Source organism: Gluconacetobacter sp. (genome assembly GCF_047721585.1).
GTDB classification, from domain to species: domain Bacteria; phylum Pseudomonadota; class Alphaproteobacteria; order Acetobacterales; family Acetobacteraceae; genus Gluconacetobacter; species Gluconacetobacter dulcium.
The window spans coordinates 13,707-33,189 of record NZ_JBDNXE010000040.1; the positions used below are offsets into that span (position 1 = coordinate 13,707).

Below are 19,483 nucleotides of genomic sequence, written 5' to 3' on the forward strand. Positions count from 1 at the left end.
CGTATACCTGCGTCTGGCGCGTGACCGGGGGGGGCGTTGGGGCGGTTTGAGCGCCTGGTTGCCCCCCCACCACACTCTCGTCATGACTATTGTCGATCCGCATCCGGCGACCGATCGCATGGACGGTGCCGAAATATTTCCGCGCCATCGTGGCCGACAGCACCACCTTGCCGGGCCCATCGAGCGCGGTCGCCTTGTTCCCTTCCAGAAGAGGCAGATCGAAGACCGAGAAAAAATTCCGGTCGGTCAATGTCACCGCATCGCGTCCCAGCACGTCCCCGGCCCGCACGGGCACGTGACTTTCGAAAACGCGAACCGCCTGGCTGATTTCCGGAAAATCCTGCTCCATGAAAGGAACGGGCACGAAACTGATATAACTCGATTCATAAGGCGCCCGCCCGGCCGGGCGAAAAACATCATCGACCTGATAGATACGCGACGCACCGGGCAGATAGCTGTCATACCCGTATTCGTACCGCACGATCAGCATCATCGTCAGAAAGACGGCAACACCCAGCCCCAGTCCCAGCAGGTTGATCGCCCCATAGCCCCCATGCCGGGGCAGAATTCTGAAACCCGACGCAAACATCACTTGCTCTCCCCTGTCGGCCCGGAGGACCAGCCCACCCGGTCGAGCGCGGCAATCGGTGTCTGAAGCGGCTCCCACCCGCGCGTCCGCGCACGCTGCAATGCGGCTCCGCTGTTGTAATGCTGGACACCGGGCAACAGGTCGCGGGCCTGCAACCGCCCGATCGCGGCCAGCAGCTTCGCTTCGGCCACGATCGTGTCATGGCGACTGGTCGCCAGATCCACCTGCGCGGCCCGCAGATTCTGGTCGGCATACAGCACGTCGGTCGTGCTGCGCAGCCCATAGCCATATTCGACCTGATAGCCCTTCAGCGTCGTTTCGCCCGACCGCACCTCGGCGATGCCGGCCTGGATCGCCTGCAAGCCGTTCTCCACCGCCCGCCAACTGGTCACCACATCCTGCAACGCCACCCGCCGGGCCTGCTCCAGATTCTGCCGCGCCTGCTCGTCCTTGTCGCGCGCCTGCCGGATCTGCGCATTATAAAGGTCGCCATTATAAAGCGGCTGCACCAGCGACACCGTACCGCTGACCTGCTCCGAATATTCATGCCCCCGGAACGGCGCCGCCGGCCCCACGGTCCCCAACAGCCCCTGCACCTGGATCTGCGGCCCCCATTGCGACCGCGCGGTATCGATATCCGCCTCGGTCGCCGACTTCATCTCGCGCGTCTGCGCCAGTTGCGGATTGGCGGCGATAGCCTCCCTGACAGCCTGCTCGATCGAAGGCGGCAGGCCCGGCAACCCCTCCGGCATGGTCAATTGCGCCGGCATGACGCCGATAACGGCGCGGAAATTCGCCTCCGACGCCGCCAGCGTCGCCCGTGCCTGCGTCAGCGCCACTTCGGCGGACCGTCGGCGCGTCTCGGCCTGCTCCACATCGGTGCGCGTCACCTGCTCGCCCGGCGCGCCCCCCAGATTATAGCGCGAGGTGATCAACCGCACCTGCCGCACCAGCATCTCCAGGTCGGCCACACGCACGTCCAGCACGTACCGATCGCGCAACACATCCATGTAGGCACTGATCGCGGCGGTGAAGACCTGCGATTCCGTCAGGCGCAGATTTTCACCCTCGGCCCGAGACCGCGCATCCGCCGCCCGCACCTGGTTGGCGACATGGCCGAAGGAATACAGCGTCTGCTTGGCCGACACATAACCTTCGGCGTAATTCGACGTGAAGGTGCCCAGCGCGAAGGCGCTGGTATAAGGCCCCTGCTGATAGTTCGCATCCATGTTGACCGACACGGTCGGCCGCCATCCGCTGCGCGCCTGCGCCGAATTCTCGGTCACGGCCCGCTGGTTCGCCTGCTCGCCCAGCAATGTCGGATTGCCGCGATAGGCCAACCCGAGCGATTCCTGGAGCGTCTGCGCGGCGGCGGGCGACATGGCGGCCAGCGAAAGACCGAACGCCGCGACAAGCCCGGCCGAAAATCCGCGCCGATGCACGCGCACGGCCCGCGGGGTGGCGTCCCCCAGATCAGATTTCCGATCAGGCTCCAGATAGACACGCATGGCGATCACTCCGCCCGCAAGGCCCGCGCCGGTTCGGCACGCGCCAGATGAAAGGTCTGTCCAAGGACGGTGAAAATGGCGATGGCGAACGCCCCGGCCACCGCGATCACGAAATGGGCCGGCGTCAGCGCGATCCGTTCGTCGAATCCCGCCAGCCATTGCCGCATCAGCACCCACGCCACGGGGCAGGCCAGCAGGCACGCCACCGCCACGGGCCGCAGGAAATCGCCCAGCAGCAGCGTCACGATCTGTCGCCCGGACGCCCCCAGCGCCTTGCGGATGCCGATCTCATGCACCCGCCGCGCGGCCGCGAACGCCGCCAGCCCATACAACCCCATGCAGGCGATCAGCAGCGCCGCCACCGCACCCAGCGTAAAGATGCGCCCCCGCCGCTCGTCGCCGCTGTAATAGGTCGCCATCCGCGCATCGACGGCCGAAAACTCGCCCGGCACATCCGGCAGAACCGCCGTCCACGCCCGGTTCAGCCGCCGCACCATGTCGGCCGCCGCCACACCGTGGAACCGGACGGCAGGAATGGGCTCGGTCAGCGGACGCCGCGCAAGCGCGTTGAAGAACATGATCTCGGGATAGATCGCCTGGCGCGGCGATTCGAAGCGCACATCGTCGATCACGCCGACGATCCGGGCCGTCGTCCCGCCGGTCCCGATTATCTTGCCGATCGCCTCGGCGGGCGACGCGAACCCGAAGCGCCCAACCGCCATCCGGTTCAGGACGGCACTGGCCGTATGGGTCGCCATGTCCTCACGCGCCGGCAAGTCGTCCATGCCCCGGGACGCATCGAACCAGCGCCCGGCCAGCAGGCGCGGCCGATACACCTCGAAATAGCGTGTCGTCACGAAATCCTGGAGCAGATGCACGCGCACCGGCCCGGCCGGCCCGTCATAAGTGAAGATCGACCGGGTCTTGTTGTCGGGGCTCGGCGCCAGTTCGCCGAAACTCGCCGCCGCCACGCCGGGCACCGCACGCAACGCATCCAGCATCCTGCGCTGGACAGCCAGGTCCTTGCCCGGCATCGCGGAGCCGATCAGCAACCCGGACCGCACATAGCCCGGATCGGCCGTCCGCATGAAATCCGTCTGGTGATTGATCACCAGCATGCAGATCACGATCGTGACCGCAATGCCGAACTGCCCGGCCACCAGCGCATCGCGCAGCCGCGCCGCCCCCCGCCCGCCCGACGGCATCCGCGCGGCGGCCAGCACGGCGGCCGGCCGATAGCCGGACAGCACCATGGACGGATAAAGCCCGCTGGCGAAACCGCAGAGAACGACGATCGGCGGCAGCAGCATCCCGACCAGCCCATAGCGGAGGGCAAGCGCTTCTCCCGTCAGGCTCGCCACCTCGGGCACCAGGATTTCGCACAGGACAAGGCCCAGCCCACCGGCAATGACGGCCACACACATCGCCTCGCCCATGAACTGGACGAACAGCACCCGCCGCGACGCCCCCAGCGTCTTGCGGATCGCCACCTCTCGGGCACGCAGCCCCGCCCGCGCGGTGGCCAGGTTGACCGCATTGGCACAGGCCAGCGCCAGCGCCAGCAGCCCCATCAGCCCGATACTGTCGATAACCGTCCGATCCACCCCGTCATCGGCATACAGAACGTGGAAATCGCTGAAACGCGCGCCCTGCAACGGTGCCAGCGACAGCGCGTACACCGTCTCCGGATGCCCACCCAGCGCATTGGCATCGCTCTCCGCCCCCGCGGCATGGCGCACGACGAAATCACGCATCCGCCCGTTCACGGCAGCGATGTCGCCCGGCCGACGCAGCTTCAGATAGATCGAGCCGCAATCGCTCCCCCAGGACACGAAGCAGGACGCATTCATATCCGTCGCGGCGAACGGCACCAGCATCTCGATATCCGAGAGAAAATCCGGCGCCGTCCGGGGCGCCAGCACGCCGGTCACGGTATGGTTCACCGTCACCCCATTGCTGCTCACGACCGGCACCGTGCGTCCCATCACATCCGTCGTGCCGAACAGCCGGATCGCGGCGCGGTCCGAAAGCACCAGCCCCTCCGGCCGCGCCAGGGCGTCGTCCGAACGCCCATGCAGCAGCGTCAACCCGAAGACGCGAAAGAACGAAGGATCGGTCACGCGCGATACAAACGACGTGAAACGTCCGTCCCGCACCGTATTCAGCGCGGACTCCCGCAATCGCGCCGCCGCCTCGATTTCCGGAAAATCCTGTTCCAGAAAAGGCAGGGCATGAAACGTGACGGACGCGTACTCCCCCGACGCGACACCGGGCAAAGACCAATGGGTATCGACGCGCGCCAGCCGGTCCACATCGCGCAACCCGGCATTGAAATCATATTCGTAATGCACCAACAGGCTCAGCGTCAGAAACACGCCGATCCCCAGCGCAAGCCCGAACATATTGAGCCCGACATACAGCGGATGCCGCCGCGCCTGACGCGCGACGCTTCTCAGGATGGTAGCAAGCACGCGATGCCTCCTCAGCCCGCATCAGGGCAAAAGGCCACGCTCCCCGCCACGGCGGAAAGCACGACTGGAATAAGAGCGGATGTCGTCATGTCGGTTACTGCGCCCGCAGCGCCCGCGCGGGCTCGGCGCGCGCGACGCGGAGCGTCTGTCCCAGCACCGTCAGCGTGGCGATCAGAAACGCCCCCGCGATGGCAATCAGGAAATGCAGCGGGCTGAGCGGCACGCGCTGGTCGAAGCCCGACAGCCACGACCGCATCAGAACCCACGCCACCGGGCACGCCAGCACGCAGGCCAGCGCCACCGGCCGCAGGAAGTCGCGCAGCAGCAGAGCGGCGATCTGCCCGCCCGAAGCCCCCAGAGCCTTGCGGATGCCGATCTCATGCACCCGCCGGATCGCCGAAAAGGCCGCCAGACTATACAGCCCCATACAGGCGATCAGCAGCGCCACCACCGCGCCGAGGGTAAAGAGATGCCCCCGCCGTTCGTCACCCGTGAAATACATCTCCATCCGCTCGTCGGCGGGCTGGAAAGAGCTGGCCAGTTCCGGCCTGACCGAAGCCCACGCCCGGTCCAGCCGCTGCGCCATCACGGCGCGCGTGACACCCTGGAAGCGAACGGCCGGAATGGGGTCCACGAACGGCACCCTGGCCAGCGTGTCGAAGAAGATGATCTCGGGCGAAACCGGGTCGCGCGGCGAGACGAAGCGCATGTCGTCCACCACGCCGATGATCCGCGCCTTCAGCCCATCGTTCGTGAGAACCTGGCCGATCGCCATCCCGGGCGTGGCGAAACCCAGCGTCGCAATCGTCTTGGCATTGACCACGACATTGAAACTGCCCGTTCCATCGCGCAGATTATCGGCATCTGGCCCCTCGTCCTGCCCACGCGCGGGGTCGAACCAGCGCCCCGCCAGCAGGCGCGGACGATAGACCTCGAAATAACCCGGCCCGACCCGGTCGAACAATATCTGGATGTCGACCGGCCCGTTCGGCCCGGCATATTTATAGGCCGAGCGGGACATGGAATGCGGCCTCGGCTCCAGTTCCCCGAACCCGATCGCCGCGACACCGGGCACCGAGCGCAATGCGTCCAGCATCCTGCGTTCCAGGGCTGCGTCGTTGCCGCGCAGCGGCTGGCCGATCAGCAGGCCGGATTTGACATAACCCCGGTCCGCGTCGCGCATGAACGCGGTCTGCCGGTCGATCACCAGCGTGCAGATCACGATGGCGACCGCAATGGCGAACTGCCCGGCGACCAGGATATTGCGTAACCGCGCGGCCCCCCGCCCGCCCGAGGGCATGCGTGCCGCCGCCAGCACCGCCGCCGGGCGATAGCCGGACAGGACAGTGGCCGGATGAAACCCGCTGGCCAGGCCCGTCAGCACGACGACCACCGGCAGGGTCGCCAGCACGAACCCATATGAAACGGTCACGGCCTCGCCCGTCAGGCTCGCGATCTCGGGGGTCAGGATCTCGCACAACACCAGCCCCACGATCCCGGCAAGGGCGGTCACGAACAACGCCTCGCCCATGAACTGCGCGAACAGCAGGCGCCGGGTCGCGCCAAGCGTCTTCCGTACGGCAACCTCCCGCGCACGCAGCCCGGCGCGCGCGGTCGCCAGGTTCACGGTGTTGGCGCAACCCAGCACCAGGGCCAGAAACCCGATCAGCCCGATCGCATTGACGACGTTCCGATCCACGCCATCCTCGGTGTCGTCCACGCCGGCATCGTGAAAATGCGCCTCGCGCAGCGGCACGACCACGATTTCATAGATTTTTTCAGGGTGCGGGCCGATGGCGACATGGTCACCCGCCGCCCCCGAAGCATTGCGTATGACGAAATCGCGCATCCGCGCGCGGATGGCGCCGATATCCTCCGGCCTTTTCAGGCGCAGGAAAACCTCGCCGCAGGACGAACCCCAATACAGGAAGCATGACCGCGTCCGGGCTTCCTCGGGCGGAATGGGCACGACCATCTCGGCATTCGCCAGCAGGTTAGGTCCGGTTACGGACATCATGATTCCGGTCACGACATGGACCGATCGCGTCCCCGACCGGTTGAGCTCCATGCGCCGCCCCAGCACGTCGAGCGTGCCGAACGCCTTCATCGCGGCCTTTTCGGACAGCACCAGCCCATCCGGCTGCGACAGCGCATCGTCCGCGACCCCGCGCGACAGGCCGATTCCGAAAACCCGAAAGAATGACGAATCCGTTTCGTATCCGTTGAATGCCGTAAATTGCCCGCCCTGCCCGGTCCGGAACGTCGTCTCCAGCAAAGGCACCGCATCCTCGATTTCCGGAAAATCCCGGCGCAGGAACGGCAGGGCATGAAAGGTCGCGTCCGCTTCCTCCATCGGTGCGACGCCAGCCTCGGTCCATCGTTCGTCCAGCCGCACCAGCCGCTCGGCACCCGGCAGGCCGGCATTGAAGCTGTATTCATACCGCACCAGCAACGCCAGGCTCAGGAAAACGCCGATCCCCAGCGCCAGCCCCAGAAGATCGAGCCCGACATAAACCGGGTGCCGCCGCGCCTGCCGCAGGACACCGCGCACGATGGTCATCAGCATCGCCGACACTCCCCTGATCCCGACGGAGACCGCTCAGATCGCATTGCGGACCGAAATCACGACCTGCCCGTCCAGCATGTCCACGCGGCGTTTCGCCAGGTCGGCATGGCTGGGCGAATGGGTGACCATCACGATGGTCGCCCCCTCGTCGTTCAGGCGCTGGAGAATATCCATCACCTGCGCGCCGTTTTCGGTATCGAGGTTACCGGTCGGCTCATCCGCCAGGATCAGGCGCGGCTCGCCGACGATGGCACGGGCAATCGCCGCGCGCTGCTGCTGCCCGCCCGAAAGCTGCGAGGGATAATGCCGTGCCCGATGGGCGATCCCCACATGGTCCATGGCATGCGCCACCCGCCGCCGCCGCTCGGCCTTGGGCATCCGGCGATAGATCAGCGCAAGCTCGATATTCTCCTCGATCGTCAGTTCGTCGATCAGATTGAAACTCTGGAAGACATAACCCAGGTTTTCGCGCCGGAACGCCGCCAGCGCCGCCTCGCCCAGTTCGGTCAGTTCCTGCCCGCCGAAGGAATAGGAGCCCCCGGTCGGCCGGTCGATGGTGCCGAGAATGTTCAGCAGCGTGGACTTGCCGCAGCCCGAAGGGCCCATGATGGCGACGAATTCGCCCGCCTCGATACCAAGCTCGATATCGAGCAGCGCCGTCGTCTCCACCTCGTCGGAGCGATAGAGGCGCTGGATGTGGGAAAGGGAGATCAGCATGTCCGTTGCATTCCGTTCGTTGCGTGGCCGTTGGTCAGTGAATCGAAAGATGATTGAAATTCTTGTAGGAATTATAAGACGAGACGATCACGCGATCCCCCGCGCGCAGCCCGCCCGTCATTTCCACCTGCTCGGGGTTACGCCGCCCGGAGGTAATCGCCACCCGGTCGGCGCCATGCCCGTCCGGCGTCACGACAAAGGCCGCCGACCCGCCCCCGGCTTCCAGCCAGGCGCCGTTGGGCAGCACCAGCGCCGGATGCGTCTCACCCAGCGTAATCCGCACATCCACGCTCTCGCCCCGGCGCAACCCGGCCGGCATCGCCCCGTCGAAGGTCAGTTCGGCGCGGAACTGCCCGTTGGTCACCTGCGGATGCACGCGCGTCACCGTCATCGCCGCCTTGGCGTCGCCGATCTCGGCATCCGCCCGCTGCCCGACCGAGACCCGGCCCAGATAGAATTCGTCGATATCGGCATCGAGGCGATATTGCCCCTCGCTGTCGATCTGCCCGATCCGGTCACCCGCCTTCAGCGACTGCCCCGGCTGAAGGTCGAAATTCGTCAGCCGCCCCGCCACCGGCGCACGCAGCACCAGCGCGCCCATACTGTCCTCCACCACTGCCAGATTGCTGCGCAGGCGCTGCGCCTCGCGGTCGATCTCGTCGCTCTGCCGGGCCGCGACCGCCATGTCCTGCGTCCGCGCCGCATCCAGCCGGGCCACCCGGTTCGCGTCATAGTCGGCCTCGTCGCGATAGCTTTGCAGGTTGGCGTCGGATTCGAACCCCTGCCCATGAAGCTGTTCGTGAATCTCCAGTTCCCGGCGCGCTTTCAGCAGATTGTAGCGCGCCTCGCCAAGCTGGCTTTCCTCGCTGGTCCGCGTCTGCTGCAACGCCAGCCGCTGCGCGCTGACCGCGCCCAACTGGCTGGCGATCTGCGCCTCGCGGGACGTGACATCGAGCTGAAGCTGCGGGTTGGTCAGCCGCGCGAGAATATCGCCCCTGGCCACCAGCACGCCGTCATGCGCCACGACCTCCGACACCTCGCCACCCTGCACCGCGCCCACATAGGTCACATGCAGCGGCGCCACACTGGCGCGCACGGGAAGATAATCGAGAAACGGCGCCGAGCGGACGGTCTCGATCGTCAACTGGTCATTGCGCACCGACAGCGTGCCCGAGGCCGGCACCATCCGCCACACCATCACCCCGGCCGCCACCACGGCCACCGCCGCCCCCCAGCGCACCGCGCGACGCATCAGCACATGGTGGCGCGGACGACGCACCGCCCGATCCATCCCGCCACCGGGCAGCGGACGGGTCGGCGACGGCACGGCGTCGGGGGATGAAATCGGTCGGTCCATGCTCTGTTTCCCTCGTTCGCAAACAGTGTATGGTACCCGAACGGATTTTTATCCCATTGTAAAACAACGATGTTTTTCGGATCACTCCCTCTCCCTGTCCGCCAGCGGACAAACTGTCCGAAACCGGACAGCCGGGCAGGCCTGTCAAGACGGATATCCGCACGACCGCGAAACGACACGAAACGAATCGGGAGCACCCACACCATGACGGACCCGGCCAACCCGCCAACGGTCCTCTTCGTCGACGACGATACCGACATCCAGTCCGCCGCCCGCCTGCTGCTCACACGGCGCGGCTTTCGCGTGCTCCCGGCCCACGACGCGGCGGAGGCCCTGACCCGCGTCGCCGCCGACCCGATCGACCTGGTGCTGCTGGACCTGAATTACGCACCGGGCGCCACCACCGGGGCGGAAGGGCTGGCGCTGCTGCGCGACCTGCACGCGCTGCGTCCCGCCCTGCCGGTCATCGTCGTCACGGGCCATAGCGGGGTGGCCATCGCCGTCGCCGCCATGCGCGAGGGCGCCACCGATTTCGTCATGAAGCCATGGCATAACGAACGGCTGGTCACCCTGCTGCACGACACGCTGGACCGCCTGCGGCGCGAGGCCGGAACGATGGAAGCGGATTCCGAAACCGGCGAGCCGGTCCTGATCGCGGTCTCCGGCCCGATACGCACGGCCGTCGCCCTTGCGGACCGCATCGCGCCCACCCGCGCGCACATGCTGCTCTCCGGCCCGCCCGGCAGCGGCAAGACCCTGCTGGCCCGCCGCATCCATGCCCGCTCGGGCGACACCGCGCCACCGGTCATGCTCGACGCCGAGGGCCTGTCCACCCTCCCCCCCGGACGCGGCACCTGGATCATGCGCGGGATCGAATCCCTGCCGCCCCCGCTCCAGCGCACCCTGGCCGACAGGCTGGACGACGCCGCCCCGCCACGCATCCTCGCCCTCTCCTCCCTGGGGGCGGAGGAGCTTGCCGCCCGCCTGCCGCCAAGGCTGTGGCTGCCCCTCGACGCGGTGCGCGTCTCGCTGCCGCCGCTGGCCGGCCGCCAGGACGACATTCCCGCACTTGCCGCGCATTTCCTGCATTATTTCGCCATCCGCCACGGCCTGCCCGAACCCGCGCTGGACACGGCGTCCCTCGACGCCCTCCATCTGCGCCCCTGGCCGCAGAATATCCGCGAACTGCGCGCGGCGATGGAGCGGATGGTGGTCCTGGGCGACGCAGCCGCTCCCCTGCCCGGCGACAGCACACACACGCAGGACGCCCCCACGCTGGCCCAGTCCGAACAGGCGCTGATCGAGGCCGCGCTGCGCCGCCACGGGTTCAACGTCTCGCACGCGGCGCGCGACCTCGGGCTCACCCGTCCCGCCCTGTACCGCCGCATGGCGCGCTACGGCCTGTAATGCGCGCCATCCGCAGCTTCGCGGTCTGCATCGTCCTGGTCGCGGGCGCCTGCCTGCTGGCGCCGCGCGCGCTGGCGGCCGGCCTCTATGCCACCGCCGCCCTGCTTACCCTGGCCGCGCTGGCGGCAACGCTGATCCATGTCGGCCTGCTGGCCGCCCTGGCCCGGCGCCCCGTGCGGGTGGAAAGCGCCATCGTCCGCCCCTCGGACCGCGAGCGCCTGCGCAACCGCGCCCTGCTGGACCACGCTCCCATCCCCCTGCTCTACCGCACGGGCGACGGCGCCTTCCACGCCGCCAATCGCGCCGCCCGCCGCCTGTTCGGCACCGAGGACCGCCTGCCCGCCGACACGGCCGCCCTGCTGGGCACGCCGTCGCCCGAACGCCGCGTCGTGCGCATTCCCACAATGCAGGATGCCCCGCCGCGCACCTTCGCCCTGGCCGTGGCGCAGGGCAGCGGGTCAGGCGGCGTCACGCATTTCCTGGCCCTGACCGATATCGAGGCGGAACTGAACGCCGCCGACGCCCGCACCCTGCGCGACCTGCTCCAGATCCTCGGCCACGAGATCATGAATTCGCTCACCCCGATCATCTCGCTGGCCGAAACGGCGCACGAACTGGCCGCCCTCCCGCTCGACCCGGCGGCGGCGGAGACGATCCGCGAGGCCCTGGGCACCATCCTGCGCCGCACCCGCGGGCTCGACCGCTTCGTGCAGGGCTATCGCGACCTGGCGCGCCTGCCGCCCCCCGACCCGCGCCCGACCGACCTGCACGACCTGCTGCGCGGACTGGGCGCGCTGTTCGGCGCCCGCTGGGGCCATCGCGTCCGTCTGGACACCACCATGCCGCCCCGCCGCGTCATCGTGCGCCTCGACGCGGCGCAGATGGAACAGGCCGTGCTGAACCTTCTCACCAACGCGGCGGAAGCCGCCCTCGCCACCGCCGATCCCGCCGGCCCCACCGTATGGCTCCAGGGCCACGCCACATCGACCGGCATGGTCATCGCCATCCGCGACAATGGCGCCGGCATCGCGGACGCCCACCGCGACGCGGTCTTCCGCCCGTTCTTCTCGCTGAAGCCCAACGGCAGCGGCATCGGCCTCAGCCTCGCCCGCCAGATCGCCCTGGCCCATGGCGGCTCGCTCACCCTGGAGCCACCCCGGCCCGACACGCCATGGCGCACCGCGTTCCTGCTCAGCCTGTAGGAACCCGCCCGGCGGAATATTATTTTGACTCCATATCATTCTTGTCCGATAATAATTACAGGTCCGCTCCATACAGGTTTTCCGTCAACGGCGACGGATCGACCAGGCGCGGTCAGAAACCACACGACGAGACACCGGAAAGTCAAAGACGGCTTTCATGCCCGCAGAGGGCGCGTCCTCCTGATTGCAAGGCGGACGCTGGATGCTGCACCGTGGACAAGGGATTTTTCAAAGCCGGTCATCCGCGCACGCTGCTTGCGGCGTTTCTCTATTTCGATGTGTCCTTCATGGTCTGGGTTCTGCTCGGGCCGCTGGGCATCGCCATCGCCCATGACCTGCATCTCAATGCCGGGCAAAAAGGTTTTCTGGTCGCCATACCGGTGCTGGCCGGCGCGGCATTCCGCGTCGTCGCCGGCGCGCTGGTCGATCGTTTCGGCCCCCGCCGGGTCGCCATCGCCATGCAGCTTCTCGTCATCGCCGGCCTCGCCGCAAGCTGGATGATCGCCCCCCACAGCTATGCGGGCCTGTTTCCCGTCGCCCTGGTCCTGGGCGTGGCCGGCGCCTCCTTCGCGGTCGCGCTGCCCCTCGCGTCGGGATGGTACCCGCCGCATTACCAGGGCACGGCGCTGGGCATCGCGGGCGCGGGCAATTCCGGCACCGCGCTCGCCGCCCTCTTCGCACCGGGGCTGGCCGTCCTTTATGGCTGGGTGAACGTGCTGGGCCTCGCCACCCTCCCGCTGGCCGCCGTGCTCTGCGCCTTCCTGTTCCTCGCCAAGGAACCGCCCCGCCGCCCCTCCGCCGGCCTCGTCGCCTGGCTGCCGGTGCTCAGGAAAGCCGATTGCTGGGCATTGATGTTCTTCTACGGCGTCACGTTCGGCGGCTTCGTCGGCCTGGCCTCCTTCCTGACGATCTATTTCAACGACCAGTACGGGCTGGCGCCGACGGTGGCGGGCAGTTGCACGGCTCTGGTCGTGTTCGTCGGCTCCTTCGTCCGCCCGCTGGGCGGCGCGCTGGCCGATCGCGTCGGCGGCGACCGCGCGCTGTGCATCCTCTACGCCGCCGCCGCCGTCATCTTCGGCCTGATCGGCAGCGGCCTGCCCACCATCTGGCTGGCCTTTCCGGCCTTCTTCGCCGGGATGCTGGTGCTGGGGCTGGGCAACGGCGCCGTCTTCCAGCTCGTGCCGACCCTCTTCCCCCGGCAGGTCGGTATCCTGACCGGCCTGGTGGGCATGAGCGGCGGCGTGGGCGGGTTCTACCTCGCCTCGTCGCTCGGCGCGGCGCGGCAGGCAACAGGGTCGTACGGCCCCGGCTTCCTCGCCTTCGCCGGCATCGCCCTGCTCGCCCTCGGCTGCGTGTCGGTCTGCCGCCGACGCTGGAAGACCATATCGGTCCGGCCGCTGCCCGACAGCACGGAACTTCCCGCCGCCCTCTGATCCTCCTTCGAGACACGGACCCCGAACGTGCCCCATGAACAGACCGGCGCGCGCCCGGCCCACGCCGCCACGCCGGCCGACCACGCGGCACCGACCGCGCACAGCCAGCAGACGGCCGCCGGAAAGACCGCACCCTCCCGCAAACAACCGCCCCACACCCGCGACTGGGGCGTATTCAATGCCGCCAAAAGCGCCGCCGCCGGGTTCGGCGCCGTCAACGGCTTCGGCCAGGCCCGCTGGGCGGAGGACTGGAGCGACCTCGCCACCGCCTCTCCGGCACGCCGGAGGCAGGACTGGTTCAATCGCCTCAAATATATCCGCCTGACCGACAAGGGCGATATCTGGCTGTCGATCAGCGGCGAGGAACGCCTGCGCTACATCTTCGAAAACCAGCCGATGATGGGCACGGCCGGCAAGACGAACGCCAGCCGCATCCTGCTGCGCACCATGTATGGCGCCGACCTGCATCTCGGCGAGCATGTCCGCGCCTACGCCGAATTTCTCTGGGGCGTCGGCGGCGGCAGCAATTATTACGGCTATCAGGCCGGCACCCAGCGCGAACGGCTCGACCTCCAGCAGGGCATTCTGGAGGTCAAGGGCAACCTGCTCGGCGCGAAGATGGGCGCCATCGGCGGCCGACAGGTCTTTCTCGATGCGCCGATTTCCATGCAGTCGGCCCGCGACCTGCCCAACGTGCAGCAGACATGGGATGGTTTCCGGGGCTACGCCGTCTGGAAATCCGTCCGCGTCGACCTGTTCGATTTCATGCAGACCAACAAGCTGCCGCGCAATGTCTTCGCCGACGGCACCAGCTACAACGCCCGGATGTACGGCGCCTACACATCGACCGCCCTGCCCTCCTTCTCGTTCCTGGGGCAGAAGACCCACATCTTCGCCGACGTCTTTTTCCTCGGCTATCTCTTCAACGGCCCCGCCGCCGCCCTGCCGGCGGCGCAGAGCGGCAAGGCGCAGCCCGGCTCGACCCGCCGCGACAATATCGGCACCCGCCTCTGGGGCACCGCCGGCCCCTTCGATGCCAGCCTGACGGGCGTATTCCAGGGCGGCGAATTCCGCCCGGCGGGCAATGCGGGGCCGACGCGCGCGGTGCGCGCTTACGCCGTCAACGGCGTGGCCAACTGGAACGGCGGCACCCTGCCCGGCAAACCCACCTTCGGCATCCAGGCCGACCTGTTCTCGGGGGGCTCCTACCACAGCAAGGACGGCGCCGTCGGCACCTTCGCCACGCCGTATTTCCCGCTCCCCTACTACAACGATGTCACGCTGGCCGTCACCTCGCAGAACCTCGTCGGCGTGGGTCCGGTCATCACCGCCACCCCGCTCTCCACCGTCCACCTGCGGCTGCATGTGCCGGTCTTCTGGCGCGAGAGCACGCAGGATGCCGTCTACGGAACGGGAAAGATCTATTCCTGGCGCAACACGCTCCATGGCGGCTTCATCGGCGTCACGCCCCAGGCGCAGCTTGCCTGGAATTTCGCACCGCACTGGGCCTGGACGCACGACATCGCGGGCTTCGCCGCCTCGCACGGCATGCGCCAGGCGGGGGCGAAGAGCGGCGTGTTCTACATGCAGACCGTGGAATTCAAATTCTGACCACACGGCCCCCGCGCGACAGTACGGCGCACGCAACGGCACAGCGCACGCGACGGCGCGCAAGACGGAAGGACGCACCATCATGACCAGCACCGGCACCATCGTCATCATCGGCAACGGCATGGTCGGCCATTACTGCGCCGAACAACTGGTCATGCACGGCCTGCACGAACGCCACGCCATCCACGTCTTCGGCGAGGAACTGCACGACGCCTACGACCGCGTGCATCTCACCGCCTACATGACCGGGCAGGACGCCGCCGCCCTGGCCCTGCACAGGCAGGATTTCCATACCGCCCACGGTCTCACCCTGCATCGCGGCGTCCGCGTCACGGCGATCGACCGCGCCGCCCGGACCATCGAGAGCACCGAAGGCACCCTGCCCTACCACACGCTCATCATCGCAACCGGCTCCACACCCTTCGTGCCGCCCGTACCCGGCAACAGCGGCACCGCCGGGCTGGTCTATCGCACGCTGGACGATCTGGACCTGATCCGCGCCGCCGCCGGCGGCGCATCCCGTGGCGTCGTCATCGGCGGCGGCCTGCTGGGGCTGGAAGCCGCCAACGCGCTGGCCGGGCTGGGGCTGTCCACATCGGTCGTCGAATTCGCCCCGCGCCTCATGCCCGTGCAACTCGACGACGCCGGCGGCCAGGCCCTGAAACAGCGGATCGAGGCCCTGGGCATCGCGGTGCTGACCAGCCACGCGACGCGCGAGATCGTGGCCGGGGAAACATGCCGCCACCGCCTCGTCTTCGCCGATGACAGCGTTCTGGAAACCGATCTGGTCGTCTTCTCCGCCGGCATCCGGCCGCAGGACCGTCTGGCCCGCGCCTGCGACCTCGCCATCGCCCCGCGCGGCGGCATCGTCATCGACGATTCCTGCCGCACGTCCGATCCCGCGATCTTCGCCATCGGCGAATGCGCCGCGTGGAACGGCCAGGTCTTCGGCCTGGTCGCGCCGGGCTACGCCATGGCCCGCACCGTCGCCGCCCTTCTCGCCGGCGAAGACGCCGCATTCGGCGGCGCGGACATGTCCACCAAGCTCAAGCTGCTGGGCGTCGATGTCGGCTCCATCGGCGACGCCCACGGCGCGACCGCCGACAGCCGCAGCTATCGCTTCATCGGCGAGGCCGACGGGTCATACCGCCGGCTGGTCCTGTCGGGCGACGGCGCGCGCGTGATCGGCGCGGTGCTGGTCGGCGACAATTCCTATTATGATACGATCCTGCAATATGTGCAGAACGCCATCAAACCGCCCGCCGACCCCGCGGTGCTGATCCTGCCGCGCGGCGACGGCGCGGACCTGCTGGGCGCCGACTCCCTGCCCGACACCGCCACCATCTGCTCGTGCCACAACGTCACCAAGGGCGCGATCCGCGCCGCCATCGACGCGGGCTGCACCGATCTGGCCACCCTGAAATGCGACACCAAGGCCAGCACCGGCTGCGGCGGCTGCACGGCGCTGCTGAAGAGCGTATTCGAGACCGACCTGGAAGCACGCGGCATCACCGTCGATCGCAGCCTGTGCGAGCATTTCTCCTATACCCGGCAGGAGCTGTACTCCCTGGTCCGCGTGCACGGACTCCAGACATTCGAAGACCTGATGGCGCATCATGGCAATGGCGGCCTCGGCTGCGACATCTGCAAGCCCGCCATCGGCTCGATCCTCGCCTCGGCCTGGAACAAGCCGATCACCGACCCGCTCTACATCCCGTTGCAGGACACGAACGACACGTTCATGGCCAACATGCAGAAAAACGGCACCTACTCGGTGGTGCCCCGCATCGCCGGCGGCGAAATCACGCCCGACAGGCTGATCGTTCTGGGCCAGGTCGCGAAGAAATACGGGCTCTACACCAAGATCACCGGCGGCCAGCGCATCGACCTGTTCGGCGCCCAGCTTCACCATTTGCCCGACATCTGGACCGAACTGCTCGATGCCGGCTTCGAAACCGGCCACGCCTACGGAAAATCGACCCGCACCGTCAAATCCTGCGTCGGCAGCACATGGTGCCGCTACGGCGTGCAGGACAGCGTAGGCAAGGCGCTGGATCTGGAAAACCGCTACAAGGGCCTGCGCTCGCCGCACAAGCTCAAATTCGCGGTCTCCGGCTGCACGCGCGAATGCGCCGAGGCGCAGAGCAAGGATGTCGGCATCATCGCCACCGAAAACGGCTGGAACCTCTATGTCTGCGGCAATGGCGGCATGCGCCCCCGGCACGCCGAACTGTTCGCGACCGACCTCGATGCCGAAACGCTGGTCCGCTACATCGACCGTTTCCTGATGTTCTATATCCGCACGGCGGACAAGCTCCAGCGCACCTCCGTCTGGCGGGAAAATCTCGAAGGCGGGCTGGACTATCTGCGCGATGTCATCATCCACGATTCACTGGGCATCTGCGCCGAGCTGGAACGCCAGATGCAATCGGTGGTGGACCACTATCATTGCGAATGGCGCGACGCCCTGAACGACCGCGACAAGCTCAAGCGGTTCCGCACCTTCGTCAACGATACCCGCCCGGACCCCAACATCCGCACCCTGCCGGAACGCGATCAGGTCCGCCCCGCCGACAACCTGCCGGAAACCGCGCCCGAAGCCGGCCCCGCCGACTGGACCGACCTGTGCGGCCAGACCGACCTGGTGCCCCGCTCCGGCGTCGTGGCCTGGCACGACGGCAGCCAGATCGCCCTGTTCTACCTGCCCGAAACGGACGGCGCGCCCGCCCATGTCTACGCCATCGACAACCACGATCCGTTCTCCAACGCCAACGTCATCGGGCGCGGCCTGATGGGCGATCTGAAAGGCCAGCGGATCGTGGCCTCCCCGCTCTACAAGCAGCATTTCCGCCTGGAAGACGGCCAATGCCTGGAAGACGCCGCCATCCGCCTGCGAACATGGGATGCCCGCCTGCACGACGGCACGGTGCAGATCCGGGCGAAACTCCCGGCGGCGCCGGCCCTCGTCCCCGCCTGAGGCAGCATGGCCAGGGAAGACATCCGCTCCGTCTGCCCCTATTGCGGGGTCGGCTGCGGCCTCATCCTCGAAGTGGAAGACGGCACGATCGCGAAGGTGCGCGGCGACCCCGCGCACCCGTCGAATGCCGGCCGGCTGTGTACCAAGGGCAGTTCGTGCGACAAACCCCTGTCCTCGCCCCAGCGTCTCGCCCACGCGGCACTCAGGGCGGAACGCGGCGGCGCGGCCACGCCCGCCCCGCTGCATCAGGCGATCGAGGCCACCGCCCGGCGCCTGCGCGCCATCCTCGACACGCACGGCCCCGACGCGATCGCCTTCTACGTCTCCGGCCAGATGTCGCTGGAAGCGCAGTATCTGATCAACAAGCTGGCGAAGGGCTATGTCCGCAGCCAGCATATCGAATCCAATTCCCGCCTCTGCATGGCCGCCGCCGGCAGCGGCTACAAGCTGTCGCTAGGCGCCGACGCCCCGCCCGGCAGCTACGAGGATTTCGACAGTACCAACCTGTTCTTCGTCATCGGCGCGAACATGGCCGATTGTCACCCGATCCTGTTCCTGCGGCTGATGGACCGCAAACGCGCGGGCGCGAAGCTGGTCGTCGTCGATCCCCGCCGCACCGCGACGGCGGACAAGGCCGATCTGTATCTTCCCATCCGTCCCGGCACCGACCTCGCCCTGCTCAACGGCCTGCTGCACCTGCTGGTCCGCGACGGCGCCATCGACAGCCGCTTCATCGCCCAGGCGACCACCGGCTGGGACGCCATGCCCGCCTTCCTGGCCGACTACCCGCCCGAAACGGTGGCGGACATCACCGGCCTGCCGGTCGCCGATATCCTGACCACGGCACGCTGGATCGCCGAGGCGGGCGCGTGGATGAGCCTGTGGACCATGGGCCTCAACCAGAGCCTGACCGGCACATGGAACACCAATGCCCTGTGCAACCTGCACCTGGCCACCGGCACGATCTGCCGCCCCGGCTGCGGCCCTTTCTCGCTGACCGGCCAGCCCAACGCCATGGGCGGGCGCGAGATGGGCTATATGGGGCCAGGCCTGCCCGGCCAGCGCAGCGCGCTGGTCGCCGCCGACCGCGCCTTCGCCGAACGGCAATGGGGCCTCCCGCCCGGCACGGTGCGCGAAGCCGGCGGCAACGGCGCGATCGCGATGTTCGCGGCGATGGAACGCGGCGCAATCCGCGCCTGCTGGGTCATCTGCACCAACCCCGTCGCCACCGTCGCCAATCGCAACCACGTCATCCGCGCCCTGCAAGCCGCCGAATGCGTGATCGTGCAGGACGCCTTCACCGACAGCGAAACCACGCGCTACGCCGACATCCTGCTCCCCGGCGCGCTCTGGGCCGAGGCCGACGGCGTGCAGGTCAATTCCGACCGCACCCTGACGCTGGCCCGCAAGGCCGTCGCCCCACCCGGCGAGGCCCTGGCGGATTGGGAGATCATCGCCCGCGTCGCCTGCGCCATGGGCTTCGCGGACGGCTTCTCCTTCACCTCCGCCGCCGAAATCTTCGCCGAGGCCAGCCGCTTCACCAATCCGGCGACCGGCTACGACATCGCCGGCATCAGTCATGACCGCCTGCGCGCCGGCCCCGTCCCGTGGCCGGCGCCCGCAGGCGATCCCCTCTCCCGCCCCC

Annotated in this window: 12 protein-coding genes; 6 read left to right on the top strand and 6 right to left on the bottom strand. The window is 67.9% G+C overall.

Translation table 11 applies throughout. The features are described 5' to 3' along the window. From ABF821_RS09515 to ABF821_RS09540, 6 genes are all read right to left on the bottom strand, one after another. A partial coding sequence (locus ABF821_RS09515) for an ABC transporter permease (RefSeq protein ID WP_415529841.1) occupies positions 1-589 on the bottom strand: 589 nt, incomplete at its 3' end. Beyond that, positions 589-2,097 (bottom strand): TolC family outer membrane protein, encoded by a 1,509-nt coding sequence (locus tag ABF821_RS09520; protein WP_259654876.1) that lies wholly within the window; start codon positions 2,095-2,097, stop codon positions 589-591. The genes ABF821_RS09515 and ABF821_RS09520, both read right to left, overlap by 1 nt. A 5-nt stretch (positions 2,098-2,102) precedes the next feature. Further along, positions 2,103-4,568 (bottom strand): ABC transporter permease, encoded by a 2,466-nt coding sequence (locus ABF821_RS09525; RefSeq protein WP_183010349.1) that lies wholly within the window; start codon positions 4,566-4,568, stop codon positions 2,103-2,105. Positions 4,569-4,662: 94 nt separating this feature from the next. After that, positions 4,663-7,134, bottom strand: coding sequence for an ABC transporter permease (locus ABF821_RS09530; protein WP_183010350.1), 2,472 nt, complete (start codon positions 7,132-7,134; stop codon positions 4,663-4,665). Between the two features lie 33 nt (positions 7,135-7,167). Further along, positions 7,168-7,851, bottom strand: coding sequence for an ABC transporter ATP-binding protein (locus tag ABF821_RS09535; RefSeq protein ID WP_114727742.1), 684 nt, complete (start codon positions 7,849-7,851; stop codon positions 7,168-7,170). A 34-nt stretch (positions 7,852-7,885) separates the two neighbouring features. Then, entirely contained in the window at positions 7,886-9,208 is a 1,323-nt protein-coding gene (locus ABF821_RS09540) for an efflux RND transporter periplasmic adaptor subunit (RefSeq protein ID WP_259654877.1), read from the bottom strand. Between the two features lie 204 nt (positions 9,209-9,412). Here ABF821_RS09540 and ABF821_RS09545 point away from each other — a divergent pair, with 204 nt between their 5' ends. The 6 genes from ABF821_RS09545 to ABF821_RS09570 form a co-directional block, all read left to right on the top strand. Next, complete coding sequence (locus tag ABF821_RS09545; protein WP_183010351.1) at positions 9,413-10,615, top strand: sigma-54-dependent transcriptional regulator; 1,203 nt, start codon at positions 9,413-9,415, stop codon at positions 10,613-10,615. Beyond that, on the top strand, positions 10,615-11,817 hold the full coding sequence (locus ABF821_RS09550; protein WP_220793988.1) for a sensor histidine kinase: 1,203 nt from the start codon (positions 10,615-10,617) through the stop codon (positions 11,815-11,817). Before ABF821_RS09545 ends, ABF821_RS09550 begins: the two co-directional genes overlap by 1 nt. 212 nt (positions 11,818-12,029) lie before the next feature. Then, positions 12,030-13,250 carry a nitrate/nitrite transporter gene (locus ABF821_RS09555; protein WP_182972444.1) on the top strand — a complete coding sequence of 407 codons (1,221 nt, stop codon included), beginning with the start codon at positions 12,030-12,032 and terminating at the stop codon, positions 13,248-13,250. A 27-nt stretch (positions 13,251-13,277) separates the two neighbouring features. Next, positions 13,278-14,861, top strand: coding sequence for an alginate export family protein (locus tag ABF821_RS09560; protein ID WP_183010352.1), 1,584 nt, complete (start codon positions 13,278-13,280; stop codon positions 14,859-14,861). 82 nt (positions 14,862-14,943) lie between these two features. Beyond that, on the top strand, positions 14,944-17,838 hold the full coding sequence (gene nirB / locus ABF821_RS09565; protein WP_183010353.1) for a nitrite reductase large subunit NirB: 2,895 nt from the start codon (positions 14,944-14,946) through the stop codon (positions 17,836-17,838). A 6-nt stretch (positions 17,839-17,844) separates the two neighbouring features. Beyond that, on the top strand, positions 17,845-19,483 hold a 1,639-nt coding region (locus ABF821_RS09570), incomplete at its 3' end, for a molybdopterin-dependent oxidoreductase (RefSeq protein WP_415529842.1).